Below are 17,053 nucleotides of genomic sequence, written 5' to 3' on the forward strand. Positions count from 1 at the left end.
GCCGTGTATTTCTTCGATTTTTCGGAGAAACTGGGCGTTTTGTTCGCGGAGTTCGACGTGATGATGTTTCGCGATTTATTCGTCTTTTTCGCTGACCGATTCCGGTCGAAAGGTCTTTTATTGCGCGTGATGCTTTGCGTGGGACTGGCGGCCTGCACGCCGCTGCAGGTGGTCACGCATCATGTATCGAACAACGAAGCAAGCGTGCCGGCCGGCACCTACGCGTTGGACCCGCATCATTGGAATGTGAGTTTCGATGTCGATCACTTCCACTACTCGCGCTTCGTCATGCGTTTCGACAAGGTCACCGGTCAGCTCGACTGGAGTCCCGATGGCATGGCGGCCAGCACGGTGCACGTGAAGATCGACGCGGCCAGCGTGAACACCAATGTTCCCTTGCTCGACCGGATGGTGAAAGGACCGGACATGTTCGATACGGCGCGGTATCCGGATATCGTGTTCGTCGGGACTTCGTTCAAGCCGACCGGCGACGACAAAGGCACGCTCACCGGCGACCTCACGCTGCACGGCACGACGCATCCGGTCACGCTCGACGTGACGTTCAACGGCCATGCGAAAAATCCGCTCACCAAGCAGGAAACGCTCGGCTTTTCGGCGAATGGCCATTTCAGCCGGTCGCAGTTCGGTTTGACGACGTGGTATCCGGCAGTTGGCGACGATGTGCACGTCGCGATTCAGGCGGAGTTTGCTAAGGCGCCGCCGGAGGGCGCGGCGCCCGCTTCGCAATGATGGCGGGTGGCGTCAGGCGGCGGTCCAGTCGAGCACGACCTTGCCGCTATTGCCGGACAGCATGGTCTCGAAAGCGCGCTGATAATCGTCGACGGGGAAGGTGTGCGTGAGGATCGGTGAAAGGTCGAGGCCACTTTGCAGCATCGCCACCATCTTGTACCAGGTCTCGAACATCTCGCGTCCGTAGATGCCTTTGATCTCGAGTCCCTTGAAGATCACCTGATTCCAGTCGATCGCCGTCTGCGCGGGAGGAATGCCGAGCAAGGCAACCTTGCCGCCGTGGTTCATCGATTCCAGCAACGCGGTGAATGCGCTCGGCACGCCGGACATTTCCAGACCGACATCGAAACCTTCGGTCATGCCGAGTTCGTGCATCACATCGCGCAGATCTTCGCTCGCGACGTTGACGGCACGCGTCGCGCCCATCTTGCGGGCAAGTTCGAGGCGATATTCGTTCACATCGGTCACGACCACATTGCGTGCGCCGACGTGACGCGCGATGGCGACGGCCATGACGCCGATCGGACCGGCGCCGGTAATCAACACATCTTCGCCAACGAGATTGAACGAGAGCGCGGTATGCGTGGCGTTGCCGAACGGATCGAAGATTGCCGCGAGGTCGTCTGAGATATCGGCGGGAATCTTGAACGCGTTGAACGCTGGAATGACCAGAAACTCGGCGAACGCGCCCTCGCGATTCACGCCGACACCCACGGTATTGCGGCACAGATGGCGTCGTCCCGCGCGACAGTTTCGACAAAAGCCGCAGGTGATGTGCCCTTCCCCGGACACGCGATCGCCGATCGAAAATCCACGCACTTCCTGTCCCATCTCGACGATCTCGCCGACATACTCGTGACCGACATGCATCGGCACCGGTATCGTCTTTTGCGCCCACTCATCCCATTTCCAGATGTGGATGTCGGTGCCGCAAATCGCAGTCTTGCGGATGCGGATGAGCACATCGTTGTGACCGACTTCAGGACGCTTGACCCGCGTAAGCGTGAGACCGGGTGCGCGTTCGAGTTTGGCGAGGGCTTTCATTGCGAGTGATCCTGTGAGGTGTCGGGTGCTTTATGCGCATAAAGGTAGGCGGTCAGCGTATGACGCCGAGCGACCGGCCCACGCGCGCGAATGCATCCACTGCGCGGTCGATTTGCTCTGGCGTGTGTGCCGCGCTCATTTGCGTGCGAATGCGCGCGCGGCCTTTCGGCACCACCGGGTATGAGAAGCCGATGACATAGACGCCTTCGTCGAGCAGTGCATCGGCCATCTTTGATGCGAGTTGCGCGTCGCCGAGCATTACCGGGATGATCGGATGCTCGCCGGGAACGAGATCGAAGCCAAGCGCGGTCATGGCCTGGCGGAAACGCGCGCCGTTTTCAGCTACGCGCTTGCGAAGCGATGCGCCTTCTTCGCTGTCGAGCAATTCCAGCACCTTTAACGATGCAGCGGCAATGCTGGGCGCAAGCGTATTCGAAAATAAATAAGGACGACTGCGCTGACGCAGCAAATCGATGACTTCGCGATGCGCCGCGACATAACCGCCCGACGCACCACCAAGCGCCTTGCCTAGCGTACCGGTGATGATGTCCACGCGATCGAGGACGCCGCAGTGCTCCGGTGTGCCACGGCCATGTTCGCCGATGAAGCCAACTGCGTGGGAATCGTCGACCATGACCAGCGCGTCGTAACGGTCGGCCAGATCGCAAATGCCGGCTAAATTCGCGATGATGCCGTCCATCGAAAACACGCCATCGGTTGCTATAAGTTTGAAGCGCGCGCCGGCTTCGTCGGCTTCCTTCAGACGGGCTTCGAGATCGGCCAGATCGTTGTTCTTGTAGCGCAGCCGCCGTGCTTTCGAAAGCCGTACACCATCGATGATGCTCGCGTGATTCAGCTCGTCGCTGATGATGGCGTCTTCTTCGGTGAGCAGCGTCTCGAACAAGCCGCCGTTGGCATCGAAGCAACTCGAATAGAGAATGGCGTCATCGGTCTGCAAGAAATTTGCGATCGATTTTTCCAGCGTTTTATGAACGGTTTGAGTGCCGCAAATGAAGCGCACCGAAGCCATGCCGAAACCATCGGTATCCAGTCCTTCTTTTGCTGCGTCGATCAGGCGCGCGTCGTCGGCAAGACCGAGATAATTGTTGGCGCAGAAATTTAACACGTCTTGCCCGTTCGCAAGCCGGATCGCCGAGGACTGCGGACTGGCGATCACGCGCTCGGTCTTATAGAAGCCCGCGTCACGAATTTCTTCGAGTGCCGCGCGTAGGTGGGAGAGGTATCGGTCGGTCATTGGCATTCCTTCTGGTGGCGTGCTCGATGCCTGCTATAGTTCATCCAGCACACTGGACAAGTTCGATATTTCGAATGTATTTCCAATATACCGAACACTCTAAAGGATTGTGGGAAACATGGCAAGTTCAGCATCGGGCAGCAAATCGGGCGACTTTCCGTCCGCGGCGAATGCCGTGAGTCCTCCGCGCGTCGGTGAACAGATTCAGCGCCTGCGAAATGAACGCAAGTTGACGCTGGATGATTTGTCCCGTGCAGCAGGTGTTTCCAAGTCAATGCTGTCGGAAATCGAACGCGACAAAGCCAATCCGACCATCGCGGTAGCGTGGCGCTTGACCAATGCGCTCGGCATTAGCCTCGATCAACTTTTCGCTCCGCAGAAACCAGCCGAAGCAATCCGCGTGGCCGGACCGCACGATATTCCGACGATGAGCGGGGATAGCGGCGGGTATCAATTGCGAGTGTGGGGGCCAATCGAACTGGCCGGGAAGTTCGAATGGTACGAATTGACCCTGCAAGCGGGCGCGTCGCTGAGATCAAACGCGCATGAGCCGGGAACGCGTGAGCACCTCACGGTTTTAAATGGGACGATCGAAATCGATGTCTCCGGGGCGGTGCGCCGTTTGAAACCCGGTGATACCGCTCGTTACGCGGCAGACGAGGCGCACGCTATCAGCAATGTTGGACGCGCGGAGGCCAGAGCACTGCTCGTGGTCATTCACGGGTGACTGACTTTATGCGCATAACAACGCACGCGGCGTCATAGTGGCCATTCACGCATAGCCGCGAAGTCTCACCACCGGCCGTAGGCGGAATCGCACATACACCCGGTTCGAGTAAGCCCACGCTATTTTCATGGAGACAAATACTGTATGTTTATACAGTACACAAGACCAGCAGAAGGGGCGAATCATGGAGTCGAATGGCGAGCATCTGAGCAAAAAGCAATTCGCGCGGGCCGTGCGCGACCTTGAGCGCATTGCGCGGCAAGTCGCTGGACGATACATCGAACTTGGCGTGCCGCTTACGTGGCGACTGTTGCATGCGATTGAAGCCGAAGCGGTTGCAGACCTTGGCTTCGCCGGACGACATGAAGCAGCCCTGCGAGAATTATTCGCGCGGCCCGACAGTTTTCAATTTCCCGAGACCGACGATGTCGTAGATATCACTTCGTCAGACGCTCTGCCGGCTGTCTTTGCGTTTGCCGTGGACGCCTACGAACAAGCTGCGCGACAGGGTCAACCGAAGCTCGCCATTGCTCACTGAAAAATTGTCGCGGTAAAGCTGTCCATCCGAAAAAATAACGCTTCAAGACAAATGTCCACAGCTGTGTGCTTGACGTCGAACCGTTCTGGCCCGACTCTGTACGCAACTAACATTTGCCTAGGATGGGCGTCCGAACACCATGTCGAACACTCCCGATCTCTTTGATCAACACCGCGCCGACTGGCAGGCTGATCCTCACGCCGCGTTCGATGCGTGGCTCGCCCAGCAGGAATTCCGCGCGTCGTCCGCCGATGTGTATCGCGCTCAATGGGGCAACTTTCTGGAATGGCTGACCGCCAAGCGCGCGACCTTGCATACCGTGCAGCGCCCGGTGATCGAACAGTTCGTCGCACAACTCGATATTCGCCGGCCTCAACGCATGCGTTATCTGAGGCTCATCGAGCGCGTGCTCGATCATGTGCGCGAAATCGAGTCAGCGGCGACGAATCCGGCGCGCTTCATTGCTCAAGACGGTGATGCTTCGTGGCGCAAGGCACGCGAAAACGAGCCGACCGGGTTTCTGACGCACGACGAACGCGCGCGGCTCATCGACCATCTATATTCGCCGTTGGGAGACTTGCCGATGGGCCAGCGCTGGCGCGAGCGACGCGACCGCGCTCTGGTGGCTGTCTTCCTTGGCGCCGGCGTCAAGACGGGCGAAGCGGCGCAATTGACGATCGACTGCTACGCGTCGGGTGCCCCCTACGTCACCGTCGACGCGAATAATCCATTGCTGATCCGGCAAGCCCGGGTCGCGCCGTTCGCAATCGATATGCTGGAAAGTTGGATCGACGAACGGCGCGGGGCTAGTCTGGCGGGAGAACTGCTGTTTCCCGCAGCGCCTTCAGGCAGATCCATGCACAAGGCAACCATGTTGCGCGCCATCGACGCAGTGGTGGACGCCTCGGGGATCGCCGAATCACGCGTCGCGCGGGCCAGTCCCCAGACGCTTCGCAACACCTACGCCGCGGAATTATTCGACGAAAATACCGACCCCGAACGCGTCGGGCAATGGCTTGGTTTTCAGCAGATGATCTCGGTTCATCGGCTGCATCGAGCATGGCAGGAATGGATGGGTGAGCAAATACGGGAGCGGGATATCGCGCAAGCCCGGACGGCTGGCGACACTGATTCCTAAAGATTCAGGTCCCGAAAACCCTCACCTTTGATTTCGGGCTTCCGTACTAGACCCGCGCTTGGTCGAGAAAACCGTGCACGGCTTCGAGCTTGGATGCACTCGCGCCGGACGTGCATTCGCAATTCGGGCACGACAACTCGAATTCGTCTTCGTGACGCTGCAATTCGGGTTCACCTGATCCGCACGCCGGACAAACGCCGGGCGTCACGACGAAAGCATCGGCTTGTGTGCCGAGTGCGGCGATTTCGTCGGCAGTCAGCCGACCGTCGGCAGCAAGTAGCGCAATGAGGCCGCCGATCTCGGCACTGATACTTGCGCGAATTCTATGAGCATCGCGTTCGCGCACAAGAGCATCGATCTCGTCCGATTGCGCGCGCACCTGCGACTCGAGCCGGTCCGCTCGTCCGCGAGCCGAGCTAAGTTGTTGAATAAAATCGAATTCTTTTTGTCCCGCTTCCCGCGAACTTGCTTGATACGTCGCTGCCATGCCGCGCAGCGAATCAAGTTCCACCAGCATTGGTTTGACGCGTCGTTCCGCTTCCTTGACCGCGTCCTTGATCTGCAGAGCGTAATGCTCCGTGCTTTGGCGCATCTCTGCCTGCAACTCGTCGATACGGTCGCGCAAGCGCGTGGAACCCTCTTGTTCCTGCTGCAAACGCGCGACAAGTGCCTCGTTCTCCTTTTCCACTCGTGACAGAAGCTCACGATGTCCCGCCTGAGCATCGTTTGCCTGGTTGGACAGTGCCTTTAACTCTGCCTCAAGCGCGACGACGCGAACCATGCTTGCTTCGGCGCGCGCTTCAGCACGCTGCTGGGCCAATTCCAGGGTCTCCTGCCGGATGTCAGCATTACGTACCTGGTCTTGTGCAACTCGCGCCTGATTGTCGAGCTGCTGGCGTTCCGTTTCCAGTTGAGCTCGGGCGAGACTGTGAGCCTCGGCGAACAAAGACGACAGCAACTCGCCTGCGTGCGCCTGCAACGATTCCGGAAGCGGTCCAGCATCGATACGCGTGCGAGCGGTAGACCGAAGGTCGTTCCAGAAAGCTTCGATATCTTTTGGTATGTCGGTGGCGCTGCCCGTCTGCGTGAATTCGCGCACCAACGTGACGGAGGGACGGACGCCTGCGTCGAAGAACAGTCGTTTGCACGCATGTGCCGAAAGATCTTGCCGACGCGCACCACAAGCGCGCATTCGGTTTACCTCATCGTGCAGTGAATTGCGGAAATTCGAGTCCATATTCCGGCCAATAGGTTGGATTTAGTATTGGATATCACCTTTTACGTATCGAACGAAACATATCAGATCGTTGCTGTCCTCGCGTATGTCGCAATCGCATTTCGCAAAAAAAATGGTAGCCATTTAGCGACGCTCGGTTGGTGTCTTCGTGAAACATCGTGAACTTGCCGGCCTAACCATCTGATTTCATGCGAAGTTTATCCATTCTTGTGATCGTCGTGTAGGTTTCACGAGTGTTTCATGGTTTACAAGGCTCGCGGGTTCGCTTGAGAGTAATAAAAGTAAACACCGTTGAACCTTGTTAATACTGTTAACGCACGCTGAAACCCTTATGTGGCGGGGCTTTGCGGGCACAAAGGTGAGTCGTTGCAGGAAGGATGGTGAAGCTTTGCGGGAAGGAAAGTGATGGGCTTCAGGAGCGTGCGTGAGCGCTTTCAGGAGAGATCGTGAGCGGAAACGGGAAGGTACCAACTGGCCAAGGTGAATGCTTCCGGGAAGCATCTGTTCTGGACGCCCCACTGGGAGGTGATGTGCTCATTCGTTGCCGAGACGGAAGGTGAGATGAAGCGGGACCGCTTGCAATGGGTAAAAACAGTGGTTTCCCGTGGGGACAAGGGCTCATGGTGAGGTAATCCGGGACGACATCTCCTTCGTGAGTGAGCTTTTTCGGGGTAGGAATGACTAATCTGTCTTTTATTGGTGGAGAAAAGTCCTAAAGGTGAGGTTATACGGGGGCGACACTTTTTCTCATTCATTTTTTGAGGCGCGTGGAGCGCGAATTTTGGCCTGATTTCCATGTATGCAGACTTAAGGTGAGGTTTTTCGGGAGTAAATTCTGTCGTGTTGCGCTCTTCGAATCTAACTTAGGGATCGAAAATCGGTGAGCTTTTCCGGGTGACGTTTGCGTGGTGTGGGAGGGACGGCACATCAAACCTTGATTTCGTAGAAAATAAATCGTGTAAAAACAGAGAGATAGCATTGCCAGAACGAGTCGAAAAGTCTCGTTGGTGAGCGTTTTCGGGATCTGCGTGCCTTTCACCATATGATCGGTGCCGCTGCCGAAGGTGAGTGTTTTCGGGACAGGGCGAAGCGCGTAGACGCGTATGCTAGATTGAGTAATTGCACATTCGTTGAAGCGCTCCCTAGCGTGGCTATACGTGAGGTGAGGTTTTTCAGGAGGTGGTATTTGTTTGAAGTGAGGAAATTCGGGATTGAAGATTCAGTCTCCCAGACTCATGCAGGTGAGTACATTCGGGAGGCAGCCGTTGATTAAGTCGGCGCCGGCGGCGGAAATGGCCGCGGTGATCTGTTGCTTGCGGATCTTTGAAGGTGAGCGTTTCCAGGAGACGATCATCCTTTGTCGATGTCGGTTCTCGGATCAATCGAAGCGCTCAACGTTATTTGAGCCACCTCACGCTCTCGCGCACATCGGAATGTCAATGTCTCGCTGGCACGACAACCGTGAATTCGACGCGAAAATTTTAAAGGTGAGAAGTTACAGGACTTGAGGGAAACACTACATTGGCTCATCTCAATTTCCCTCGCTTCGTTTACCCGTGTGTCTTCTAGGCATTTTGAATCCGTGCTAATGGTGAGTGGTGAGCATTTACAGGAGCGCACCGCAGTGAGTCGGCACGATCAGTCGCCATTCACCCCAAAGCGGTGAACGTTAACCTATAGACGCCCTTCACCCCAGTCGGTATGCTGCAGCCATCACGAATCTCGACTGACGCATGGCAACCAGGCGCGCAAAGAAAACCGATGTAGTCAGCCCGAGCTCGGCGGAATTGCGCAAGGCGGTAGAGGCCATCGCCATCCAGCCGAAAAGCGGAAAAATAACGCTGCTCACCCGAAAGCTGTTCAACGTCCTGCTTGCCGTTGCGCAGCAGGCCGATGAATCGGGCGACACCTACCGCGCACTGCTGTCTGACATCGTTGCCAACTCTGCTTTTGACTCCAATGACACGGCGCTCGTCAAAGAGCATTTGCGCCGGATGGTGTCAGTGCAGGTCGAGTGGAGCACGGGAACCTCGAGCCAAAAGCCCGGTCGCAAGTGGGGCATTTCCACGCTCATCGCCGACGCGGAAATTTTGGAAGACCCGAATACGCGTCGGGTCTGGGTCGAGTTTTCGTTCGCGCCGAAAATCAAAAAGAAGCTGCTCGACCCGGTGCAATACGCGCGGTTGAGCCTGCAATTTCAAAGTCAGCTGCGCAGCAGCGCGGGTTTGGCGCTTTACGAAATTTGCGTGCGATACCTGACGAATCCCAGTCATCTCACGATGCGCGAAGCATGGGAATGGTGGCGGCCCATTTTGTCCGGCACGCCCGATACTGAGGCCGGCGATGAGGCGAAACGCGAGTACAAATACTTCAAACGCGATTATCTGCGTCCTGCCATCGCAGAAGTGAACGCGGTCACGAATATTTTCGTGGAACTTGTCGAGCATCGTGAGGGGCGTCGCGTCGCTGAAATCCAGTTCCGCGTGACCGAACGCAAGCAGCCGATGCTCGCGCTCGATGAACACCCGAACGTTTTCGACAGCACGCTCGTCGATCGTATGGTGAAGATTGGAATTGCGCTCAAAGAGGCGCAGACGCTCTATGCGGACAGCGAGGAAAATCGTATCCGCGCGGCACTCCAGATGACCGAACAACGCATGCGCAGCACGTCATTGCCGCCTGTACGAAGTGCCGCCGCGTTATTCAAGGATGCGTTGAAAAAAGGCTATGCGCCGCCTGTTGAAGTGCTGCCGGCCACATCGGGCGGGACTCCTGCCGCGCGCGGCGGGGTGGCGGCGATATCAGCCGCCGACGATCTGAAGGCCCGTCTTCTGAGCGAATACTCGGCCTATCGGCGCAAGGAAGCACGTGCGCTCTACGACGAACAAGGCGATGAAGAACGCGAATTGGCTCGCCACACGTTCGAGTCGGACGTGTTGCCGGACCTGGGCTCACATCTTCGCGATGATTGGCGCAAGCGTGGCCTTGAATCGAAATTGGCTGAAACGTCCTTCTTCGACTGGCTGGCGCGCAAGACATGGGGCGACCCGACTGACGGCGACCTGCTGGCGTTCACCCTCAATCAGTCTCGCGCCGGCTGAGTGTCGTGTTGCGTGTGAAAGCGCGTGGAGGCGCGCCCGATAGCCCGATAGGCAGCCTCCATGCATTCAATAATTACTTCGCTTCGCTCACCGGTGAGAGCATCGCCTCGATCTGATGCAACAGCTCGTCGCGCCGTTCTTTCGTCAGTCCTCGCAGCCGCAATTCGAGCCGGTCCTCGCCATAGGACTTCAGATCGCCGACAGCCACACCGTCCAATTTGATTTCGAGCCGTTGAGCGTACCGTTGACGTCCGGGCGTCTTAGGCGTTTCCTGCGCGCTCGCTCGTCCTTTGACGATATCTGCGACTTGTCGCGTGCTTAGATCATCCGCGGCGATCTTGTTGATCAGTCTCAACGTAGCGTCGCTGCCGCGCGCCGAGTGGTAGCGCGTGATCTGATACGCCATGTTCGAGCCGAACCTATCCGGTCTCGCAACCATTTCCTGCATCACCACTTCGGGTAGTTTGGCAATGGACAGCGCCACGGCGATCGTCGACTCATCAAGCCCCAGATGGTCCGCGAGCTCGCGCTGGCTTTGAAAGTGACGCTCGTCCAGAAACCGCTTCCAGACGACAGCATTGTCGAACACGGTTTGGGAATCGCGTTGAACGTTGAGGTCGTAACCCAGCTTGTAGCTTTCGATGCCGATTGGTACATCGACGACGATTGCCTTGACCGTGTCCCTGTTTGCTTCCTTCAGCGCGCGCACCCGACGTCCGCCATCGCTTACGAAAAATGTGCCTGGATTTTCGTAGTCGGGAATGACGTGGATGGCCTGCTGCTGGCCTTGTTTCGCAAGATTCACCGCCAATTCGGCGATCGAAGTCTTGAGATAAAAATGCCTGGGGTTGAATGGGCTCGGTTTGATCGCCTTCAACGGTAGTTCGATCACTTGTCCGGTGGTGTAACGGTTCGCTCGACGCCATGCGCGATACGCGTCCGATTCGAGCCCTGTTGCGATCTCGTCCTGATCGTCGGCTGCCAACGCACTTGAACGACCGTTCGCCGCCTGTCCCACTTGATGGATGTCGACGATTCCATCTATTGCATTGAGACGGTCGAGAGCGGTCCGCTTCTCGCTGCTTGTCGTATCGGGCCGGGCTTTGAAGCCTTTTGCTAGCTGGGACGGTTTCATTGGGGGTCCTTTATGCGCATAAAGTCAGGGGAGCATGCCGAGAATCTCGTCGGCGCAAGCACGAATTTCCGCTGCGGCCAGACGCGAGCCGCGATCTCCCATTTGAAGCACAGTCTGTCCAAGCGCCATGGCTTGCTTGTAGCACTCTCGGGTTGGGATCTGAGTCTTGAGCAAAGGGAAGCCAAGCTCCTCGAGCGCTGATTTCAATTCGCGCGTGAGCATGCGTTTCTCCTCCGTCTTGTTGAGCAGGAAGACCGCACGCAGGTCCTCATTCATGACCTGCGCTTGCTGAACGAGTTTGACGAGGCCGACGCTGGACCAATAGTCCGCCGGCGAAGACGAGGTCGGAATAATCGCAACACTTGCCGCGAGCAGTACGACGCCTGACACCTTTTCCGTAATCGACGGCGGGCAGTCAACGACAATGATGTCGTAGTCATTGATGAACTTTCGAATCTCTCGATGGATCTGGCCGCCCGCTTCCGACAGATTGACGACGGGAAAAGGAATGCCATTCGACTCATTGGATGCTGCGCTCGACCAGTGAATGAGCGTGTTCTGACCGTCCGCATCCACCACCAGCACTCTTTTCTTTTTTTCATGAAACGCCGCGCCGAGGTGCATGGCGATCGTGCTTTTCCCTACTCCACCCTTCTGCTGCGTGATCGCTATGATTTCCGCCGCCACGTTTAACTCCAAAATTTTGAAGGCGGTTTTTATTTTACATTGACCGTGAACATTTTCTAGTGAAAATCCGCAACAAATGCTCGATGTAACCGTTCGGGCTATGGCTTTATGCGCATAAAGGCGCGGCGTGTCAGCAGCGCGGCTTGCGACAGCTGACACAAGCTTTATGCGCATAAAGCCATCTGCGATGCACGCACTCCCAGCGCCGAGTGGCGTAACAAGAAATCGCCTATCCTAGGCCGGGGTTTCTCCTTAGCACGCGCGTCGGAGCTACAACATGACCGTTCGCAACCTAGACGTCCTTTTCGCGCCAAGGTCGATTGCCGTGGTTGGCGCATCCTCACGCATAGGGAGCATTGGCGAAATGGTCTGGTCGCGCGCCACGCGCGCCGGATTCAAAGGGCCGATGTGGCCCGTCAATCCGAAACACGATTTGCTGGGCGAGACGCGCGTCTTCGCCGACGTCCAGGATCTGCCCGATTCGCCCGCCGTCGCGATTCTATGCACTCGCCCAGAGACTTGGCCCGCGCTTGTCGAACACTTGGGACAGCGCGGAACCAAAGCGGTCGTGATCATCGGCGATGCCCATCGATCCTCCTTGCGCTCTCAACCGTCACAAGAATTCTGGACGGCACGCACACTGGCTGCCGCGCGACCGCATTTGCTACGTGTGATCGGCCCGGCGAGCCTCGGCGTCGTCACGCCTGCCGTTGGCGCGTGTCTGGGCGCACCCTCGTGCGATGTTCGCCCCGGCGGCGTCGCATGGGTTTCCGGTTCAAACGCCCTGACCGATGGCGTGCTCGGCTGGGCTCACGCGCGCGGCCTCGGCTTTTCCCGTATCGTCGCGCTGGGCGACGAAGCCGACGTCGATTCAGGCGACATTCTCGATTTTCTTGCGACCGACGCATCGACTCGCGCCATTTTGCTCGCTATCGAAACCGTGCAGGCGTCGCGCAAATTCATGTCCGCCGCCCGCGCCGCAGCCCGCAACAAGCCAGTCCTTGTCTTGCGGACCGGACGCGATGACCCCTTCGATCGCCTATACGGCGCAGCCTTCCGGCGTGCAGGGCTTGTCCGTGTCGATTCGCTCGACGATCTGATGGACGAGATCGAAACGCTCGGCATCGGCCGTGTGGCTGCCAGCGATATTGCAACGGTCATTACAAGCGATCGCGGAGTCGCGGCGTTGGCGAAAGACGCATTCAGTAGCGCAGGCGACGATCTTGCCCCGTGGCCCGTCGCCGTGCGTGACGCCTTGGGGGCAGCGCTCCCCCACGCCGAACCCGGCAACCCGCTTCTTCTTGGCGACGGTGCCTCTCCCGCCGATTTTGGCGCCGCGCTGAAAGCACTCGCCCCGCACCGGGAGGCGGGCACGGCGTTCGTCGTGCACGCACCCTCGCATGGCGCGCCGGTCAGAGACGTCGCGCGAACGTTGATCGCCGAGCGGCAACACGCCTATCGCGGATTGCTGACGTGCTTTTTCGGTTGCATCGATTCCGCCACACGCGACGAATTGCACGCCAATGGAATCCCCGTCCACACGACACCGCATCGCCTCGCGCGCGGCTTTGCGCGTCTCGTCGATTTTCGGCAAGGACGCGAATTGCTGATGCAGACGCCCGACGGATTGCCCACCGAAGTGCCCGAAGACATCGATACCGCGCAATGCGAAATCCGCGCGGCGCTCGCGAGCGGCATCACGGAATTCGACGGAGAGCGTGCGGCGCGCGTCCTTCATCGATTCGACATACAGGTTAGACCTGGTCCCGTCGATGCACTCACGAGCGAGGCGGTGGAAATCCAGACGCGATTGCTTAATCATCGCGTCTTCGGGCCTGTCTTCGAATTCAAGGCGGAGGGCGCGCTCGGGCTTGCCGATGCGCTGCACGAGTTTGCGCTGCCGCCGCTGAATGCAGTCCTCGCACGCGATCTCGTCATGCGTTCGCCACGTTCACGCGAATTGCCCGCTGACATGCTGCTCCATGCGTTGACCGCATTGTCGCAACTCGTCTGCTATATCGAGGAGATCGTCGCGCTACGTTTGACGTTGCGTGTCACGCGCGACACTGTCGCGGTGTACGAACCGCAGCTCACATTGGGCGTGCATCGCAAGCCGCTCGCGATCGTGCCGTATCCGCGCCATCTGGAGGAGACGCTCGAATGGCGCGGCATGCGCATCAAGGTGCGACCCATTCGACCGGAGGATGAGGAGGCGCATCGTGCGTTCGTTGCGGCGAACACAGCGGAAGATCTGCGCCTGCGCTTCTTCGGCGCGGTGCGCAGTTTCGATCATTCGCAGCTCGCGCGGATGACGCAGATCGACTACGACCGGGAGATGGCGCTAATCGTGACACGTGCAGATGGCGACGATGTCGCGTACGAGACGCTTGGCGTCGCGCGCGCGATTGCCGATCCGGACAACGAAACTGCGGAGTTTGCCGTTGCTGCGCGCTCGGACATGAAAGGGCAGGGCATCGGATCGCTCTTGCTTTCGCGGATCATCGATTACGCCAGAAAGCGCGGCACGCGATGGCTGATCGGCGAAGCGCTGCGTGAGAATGCCGGGATGATCGCGCTGGCGCGCCGGGCCGGATTCGAAGTCACACGAACCGAAGATCCCGGCGTCGTCGGCTTCAGAATGCGTTTGTGCGATCAGCCCGCAACGCAGAGAGAAATTTAAGCGGAAAGTTTCGAAGAGGCTTCTTCGATTTGCATCCGCGACAACGAAAGCTCGTCGAGCAATGCTTCGGCGTACGAACTTCCTGTTTCCTTTTCAAGGCGCGCGATCGTCAATGCGCAGCGCGCGGTGTCCTTGGGCGTCGCGATGAACGGCATCACCGATTGCCCCGAGGTGAACGCCTCGAAAAGCGGAGCGCGAATCTCGTCCGGCAGCGCGCGCGACGTCCATTGATACGGCTTGCCGTTGTGCGTCAATTGGGGCGGAAGCGTGCGTTCCTTTCTCGCCGCCGGGATCAGGCCAAAAGTCCGCGCGGCATCGCCGATTTGCTCGGCGGAATAAAGTTCGTCCGGACTGAAGCCAAATTGGGCGATGTATGTCTCGACCGCTTGAAGCGCGGTTGCGCGATCATCACGCGTTTTCTGTGCGCGCGCGACGATATCGCGCAATTCGTCCGCTTCGTCGGGCGTGATCGTGAAATTCGCCTGTTTTTGCTGAAGCTCGGAAAAGCGTAGGAATTCTGTATCGGAAAGAAGTTTGGCCATCGAGAGTGCGTAGTTGAGGACGGCGTGGGCCACATGAGTCGCAAACGCGTCGCCGCCTTTTGAAAGGGTCGCCATTCTAACGTGTGGGAAGCGAGGGACGACGTCGTGCATAATTCAAAAAATAGCGAGCCGATGCACGACTTATCATGTTACCGATAACACCCGGATAACCTGTGCGCGACTAAGCGCGTTTGCCCCGTGGCGCCGGACGCGGTACTGTTGCGTCTCGCACCGTTGGAGAGCGTTTTCAGCATCGAATCGACGTATCGACTGAGGGTTGCAAATGAACGGAGACACTGAGGCCGGCAATCGGGGAGACACCCGGGCCGCCACGCAACGCCGCACGATCGGGCGCACGAAGCTCGACGTCACGGCGCTGTCGCTCGGCACCGCGCCGCTGGGCGGGCTTTATCACGAGCTGACGGAAGACGAAGCGCGCGCCACGGTCGATGCCGCGTGGCAAGCCGGCATCCGCTATTTCGACACCGCGCCGCACTACGGCCATACGAAAGCCGAACATCGTCTCGGCGATGCACTGCGCTGCTATCCGCGCGCCGAGTTCGTGCTTTCGACGAAGGTCGGCCGCCGCTTCGTGCCACGCACGACACCCTATGACGGCTCCGAAGGCTGGGCTGCGCCACTGCCATTCCAGGCGATCTACGACTATACCTACGACGGCATCATCCGGTCATTCGAAGATAGCCAGATGCGCCTCGGCACGACCGATATCGACATCGTGCTGGTACACGACATCGGACGCGTCACGCATGGCGAAAAGAGCGCGCACTACTGGCGGCAACTGAACGATGAAGGTGGCTTCAAGGCGCTCGAAGAACTCAAGCGCTCGCGCGGCGTGAAGGCGGTCGGACTGGGTGTGAACGAAGGCGCTGCGGTGCAGGAGATGATGGCCGAATTCGACATTGATTGCGCATTGCTGGCGGGACGCTACACCTTGCTCGAACAAAGCACGCTCGACGATCTTCTGCCCGAATGCGAGAAGCGCGGCGTGAGCATTCTGCTCGGTGGCGCGTTCAATTCAGGCATTCTTGCGCGCGGTCTCGATACGAAGGCCCATGGCGATCTCAAGTTCAATTACGGCGATGCCCCGAAGGACATCGTCGAGCGTGTCGGCAAGCTCGAACGTGTGTGCCGCGAGCACGGCGTGGCGCTGTCGGCTGCGGCCATCCAGTTTCCTTATGCGCATAAAGTTGTGGCCACGGTGCTGATGGGCGCACGTACGCCCGATGAAGTAGCGCAAAACGTGGCCTCCTTCTCGACGCCGATTCCGCCCGCGCTGTGGGATGCATTGCACGCTGAGGGCTTGCTGCACGACAAAGCGCCGGTGCCGAAATGAGCGATCCCGTGAACATCGATGCTCATCAACATTTCTGGGATCCGGCGCGCGGCGATTACGGCTGGCTCACGCCGGATCTAACATCGCTCTATCGCGTGTACGGGCCGGATGATCTCGCGCCGTTGCGTCAGGCGGCGAACGTCACTCGCACGGTGGTCGTGCAGGCTGCGCAGACCATCGAAGAAACGCGCTATCTGCTCAATCTCGCGCGTGACGAAGATTCGATTGCAGGCGTGGTCGGCTGGGTGCCGCTCGATTCCGACGATGCGCCGTCGATCATCGATGAGTTCGCCCGCGACGCAAAGTTCAAGGCCGTGCGCCCGATGCTCCAGGAATTGCCCGACGACACATGGATCGAGCACGCGCCTCGCCAAGCCGCCATCGAAAGGCTCATTGATCTCGACATCGCCTTCGACGCGCTGATCTTCGCGCGACACGTTCCATCGCTGATTCGCTTCGCGCAGCGATATCCGAAGCTCAGGATCGTGGTCGATCACGGCGCGAAGCCGCCGATCCGCGATGGCATCGACGCGGGCTGGCAGCCGTGGGCGGATGGCATCGCGCAACTCGCGGCGCTTCCGCAAAAGCTGCTTTGCAAGCTTTCCGGGCTCGCAACCGAATCGAACCCGAACTGGAACGACGAAACGCTCAAACCTTATGTCGAGCATCTCATCGAACAGTTCGGTGCGGATCGTTTGATGTGGGGCAGCGACTGGCCCGTGTTGAACCTGAATGGCGATTACGCCACTTGGCACGAAACCGCCCGACGCTTCACCGATCATCTCGGAAAAACGCAGCAAGACGCGATTTTCGGCGGAAACGCTCGTGCGTTTTATCGTCTTTGAATCGCACGAATACCGGGAAT

Annotated in this window: 13 protein-coding genes and 2 pseudogenes; 8 read left to right on the plus strand and 7 right to left on the minus strand. The window is 58.5% G+C overall.

Annotation, left to right across the window (positions count from 1 at the left end; genetic code table 11):
* The first annotated feature begins 129 nt into the window (after positions 1-129).
* Positions 130-750, plus strand: coding sequence for a YceI family protein (locus ACZCWR_RS23480; protein ID WP_487304789.1), 621 nt, complete (start codon positions 130-132; stop codon positions 748-750).
* A 12-nt stretch (positions 751-762) separates the two neighbouring features.
* Here the strand turns inward: ACZCWR_RS23480 and tdh are convergent, their stop codons facing one another.
* Positions 763-1,794 (minus strand): L-threonine 3-dehydrogenase, encoded by a 1,032-nt coding sequence (gene tdh / locus ACZCWR_RS23485; protein WP_487304006.1) that lies wholly within the window; start codon positions 1,792-1,794, stop codon positions 763-765.
* Between the two features lie 52 nt (positions 1,795-1,846).
* On the minus strand, positions 1,847-3,049 hold the full coding sequence (locus ACZCWR_RS23490; protein WP_487304007.1) for a glycine C-acetyltransferase: 1,203 nt from the start codon (positions 3,047-3,049) through the stop codon (positions 1,847-1,849).
* A 118-nt stretch (positions 3,050-3,167) separates the two neighbouring features.
* Here ACZCWR_RS23490 and ACZCWR_RS23495 point away from each other — a divergent pair, with 118 nt between their 5' ends.
* The 3 genes from ACZCWR_RS23495 (at position 3,168) to ACZCWR_RS23505 (ending at position 5,452) form a co-directional block, all read left to right on the plus strand.
* Positions 3,168-3,776, plus strand: a complete 609-nt coding sequence (locus ACZCWR_RS23495; RefSeq protein ID WP_487304008.1) for a helix-turn-helix domain-containing protein — start codon at positions 3,168-3,170, stop codon at positions 3,774-3,776.
* Between the two features lie 184 nt (positions 3,777-3,960).
* Complete coding sequence (locus tag ACZCWR_RS23500; RefSeq protein ID WP_487304009.1) at positions 3,961-4,314, plus strand: DUF2471 family protein; 354 nt, start codon at positions 3,961-3,963, stop codon at positions 4,312-4,314.
* A gap of 139 nt (positions 4,315-4,453) precedes the next feature.
* Positions 4,454-5,452: a tyrosine-type recombinase/integrase gene (locus tag ACZCWR_RS23505; protein WP_487304010.1), complete on the plus strand. Its 999-nt coding sequence runs from the start codon at positions 4,454-4,456 to the stop codon at positions 5,450-5,452.
* Between the two features lie 46 nt (positions 5,453-5,498).
* Here ACZCWR_RS23505 and ACZCWR_RS23510 read toward each other — a convergent pair whose 3' ends face one another.
* A complete protein-coding gene (locus ACZCWR_RS23510; protein ID WP_487304011.1) occupies positions 5,499-6,689 on the minus strand; it encodes a DNA-binding protein in 1,191 nt (396 codons plus the stop codon).
* A 1,733-nt stretch (positions 6,690-8,422) separates the two neighbouring features.
* Here ACZCWR_RS23510 and ACZCWR_RS23515 point away from each other — a divergent pair.
* Positions 8,423-9,790, plus strand: coding sequence for a RepB family plasmid replication initiator protein (locus ACZCWR_RS23515; RefSeq protein ID WP_487304012.1), 1,368 nt, complete (start codon positions 8,423-8,425; stop codon positions 9,788-9,790).
* Positions 9,791-9,863: 73 nt separating this feature from the next.
* Here the strand turns inward: ACZCWR_RS23515 and ACZCWR_RS23520 are convergent.
* The 3 genes and pseudogenes from ACZCWR_RS23520 to parA form a co-directional block, all read right to left on the minus strand.
* Positions 9,864-10,736, minus strand: a pseudogene (locus tag ACZCWR_RS23520) (ParB/RepB/Spo0J family partition protein); the annotation flags it as partial.
* Positions 10,737-10,819: 83 nt separating this feature from the next.
* Positions 10,820-10,925, minus strand: a pseudogene (locus tag ACZCWR_RS23525) (ParB/RepB/Spo0J family partition protein); the annotation flags it as partial.
* A gap of 24 nt (positions 10,926-10,949) precedes the next feature.
* Positions 10,950-11,612, minus strand: coding sequence for a ParA family partition ATPase (gene parA / locus ACZCWR_RS23530; RefSeq protein WP_487304013.1), 663 nt, complete (start codon positions 11,610-11,612; stop codon positions 10,950-10,952).
* A gap of 277 nt (positions 11,613-11,889) precedes the next feature.
* Between parA and ACZCWR_RS23535 the strand changes: the two genes are divergently transcribed.
* The gene (locus tag ACZCWR_RS23535) at positions 11,890-14,292 is read left to right on the plus strand and encodes a bifunctional acetate--CoA ligase family protein/GNAT family N-acetyltransferase (RefSeq protein ID WP_487304014.1); all 2,403 of its coding nucleotides are present in this window, start codon (positions 11,890-11,892) and stop codon (positions 14,290-14,292) included.
* Here ACZCWR_RS23535 and ACZCWR_RS23540 read toward each other — a convergent pair.
* The gene (locus ACZCWR_RS23540; protein WP_487304015.1) at positions 14,289-14,834 is read right to left on the minus strand and encodes a hypothetical protein; all 546 of its coding nucleotides are present in this window, start codon (positions 14,832-14,834) and stop codon (positions 14,289-14,291) included. The genes ACZCWR_RS23535 and ACZCWR_RS23540 overlap by 4 nt on opposite strands.
* 283 nt (positions 14,835-15,117) lie before the next feature.
* Here ACZCWR_RS23540 and ACZCWR_RS23545 point away from each other — a divergent pair, with 283 nt between their 5' ends.
* Together ACZCWR_RS23545 and ACZCWR_RS23550 are read left to right on the plus strand one after the other, a co-directional pair.
* On the plus strand, positions 15,118-16,188 hold the full coding sequence (locus ACZCWR_RS23545; RefSeq protein ID WP_487304016.1) for an aldo/keto reductase: 1,071 nt from the start codon (positions 15,118-15,120) through the stop codon (positions 16,186-16,188).
* Positions 16,189-16,196: 8 nt separating this feature from the next.
* On the plus strand, positions 16,197-17,033 hold the full coding sequence (locus ACZCWR_RS23550; protein ID WP_487304790.1) for an amidohydrolase family protein: 837 nt from the start codon (positions 16,197-16,199) through the stop codon (positions 17,031-17,033).
* Positions 17,034-17,053 lie beyond the last annotated feature (20 nt).

The sequence above is a fragment of the Caballeronia sp. A2-2 genome (assembly GCF_057612605.2).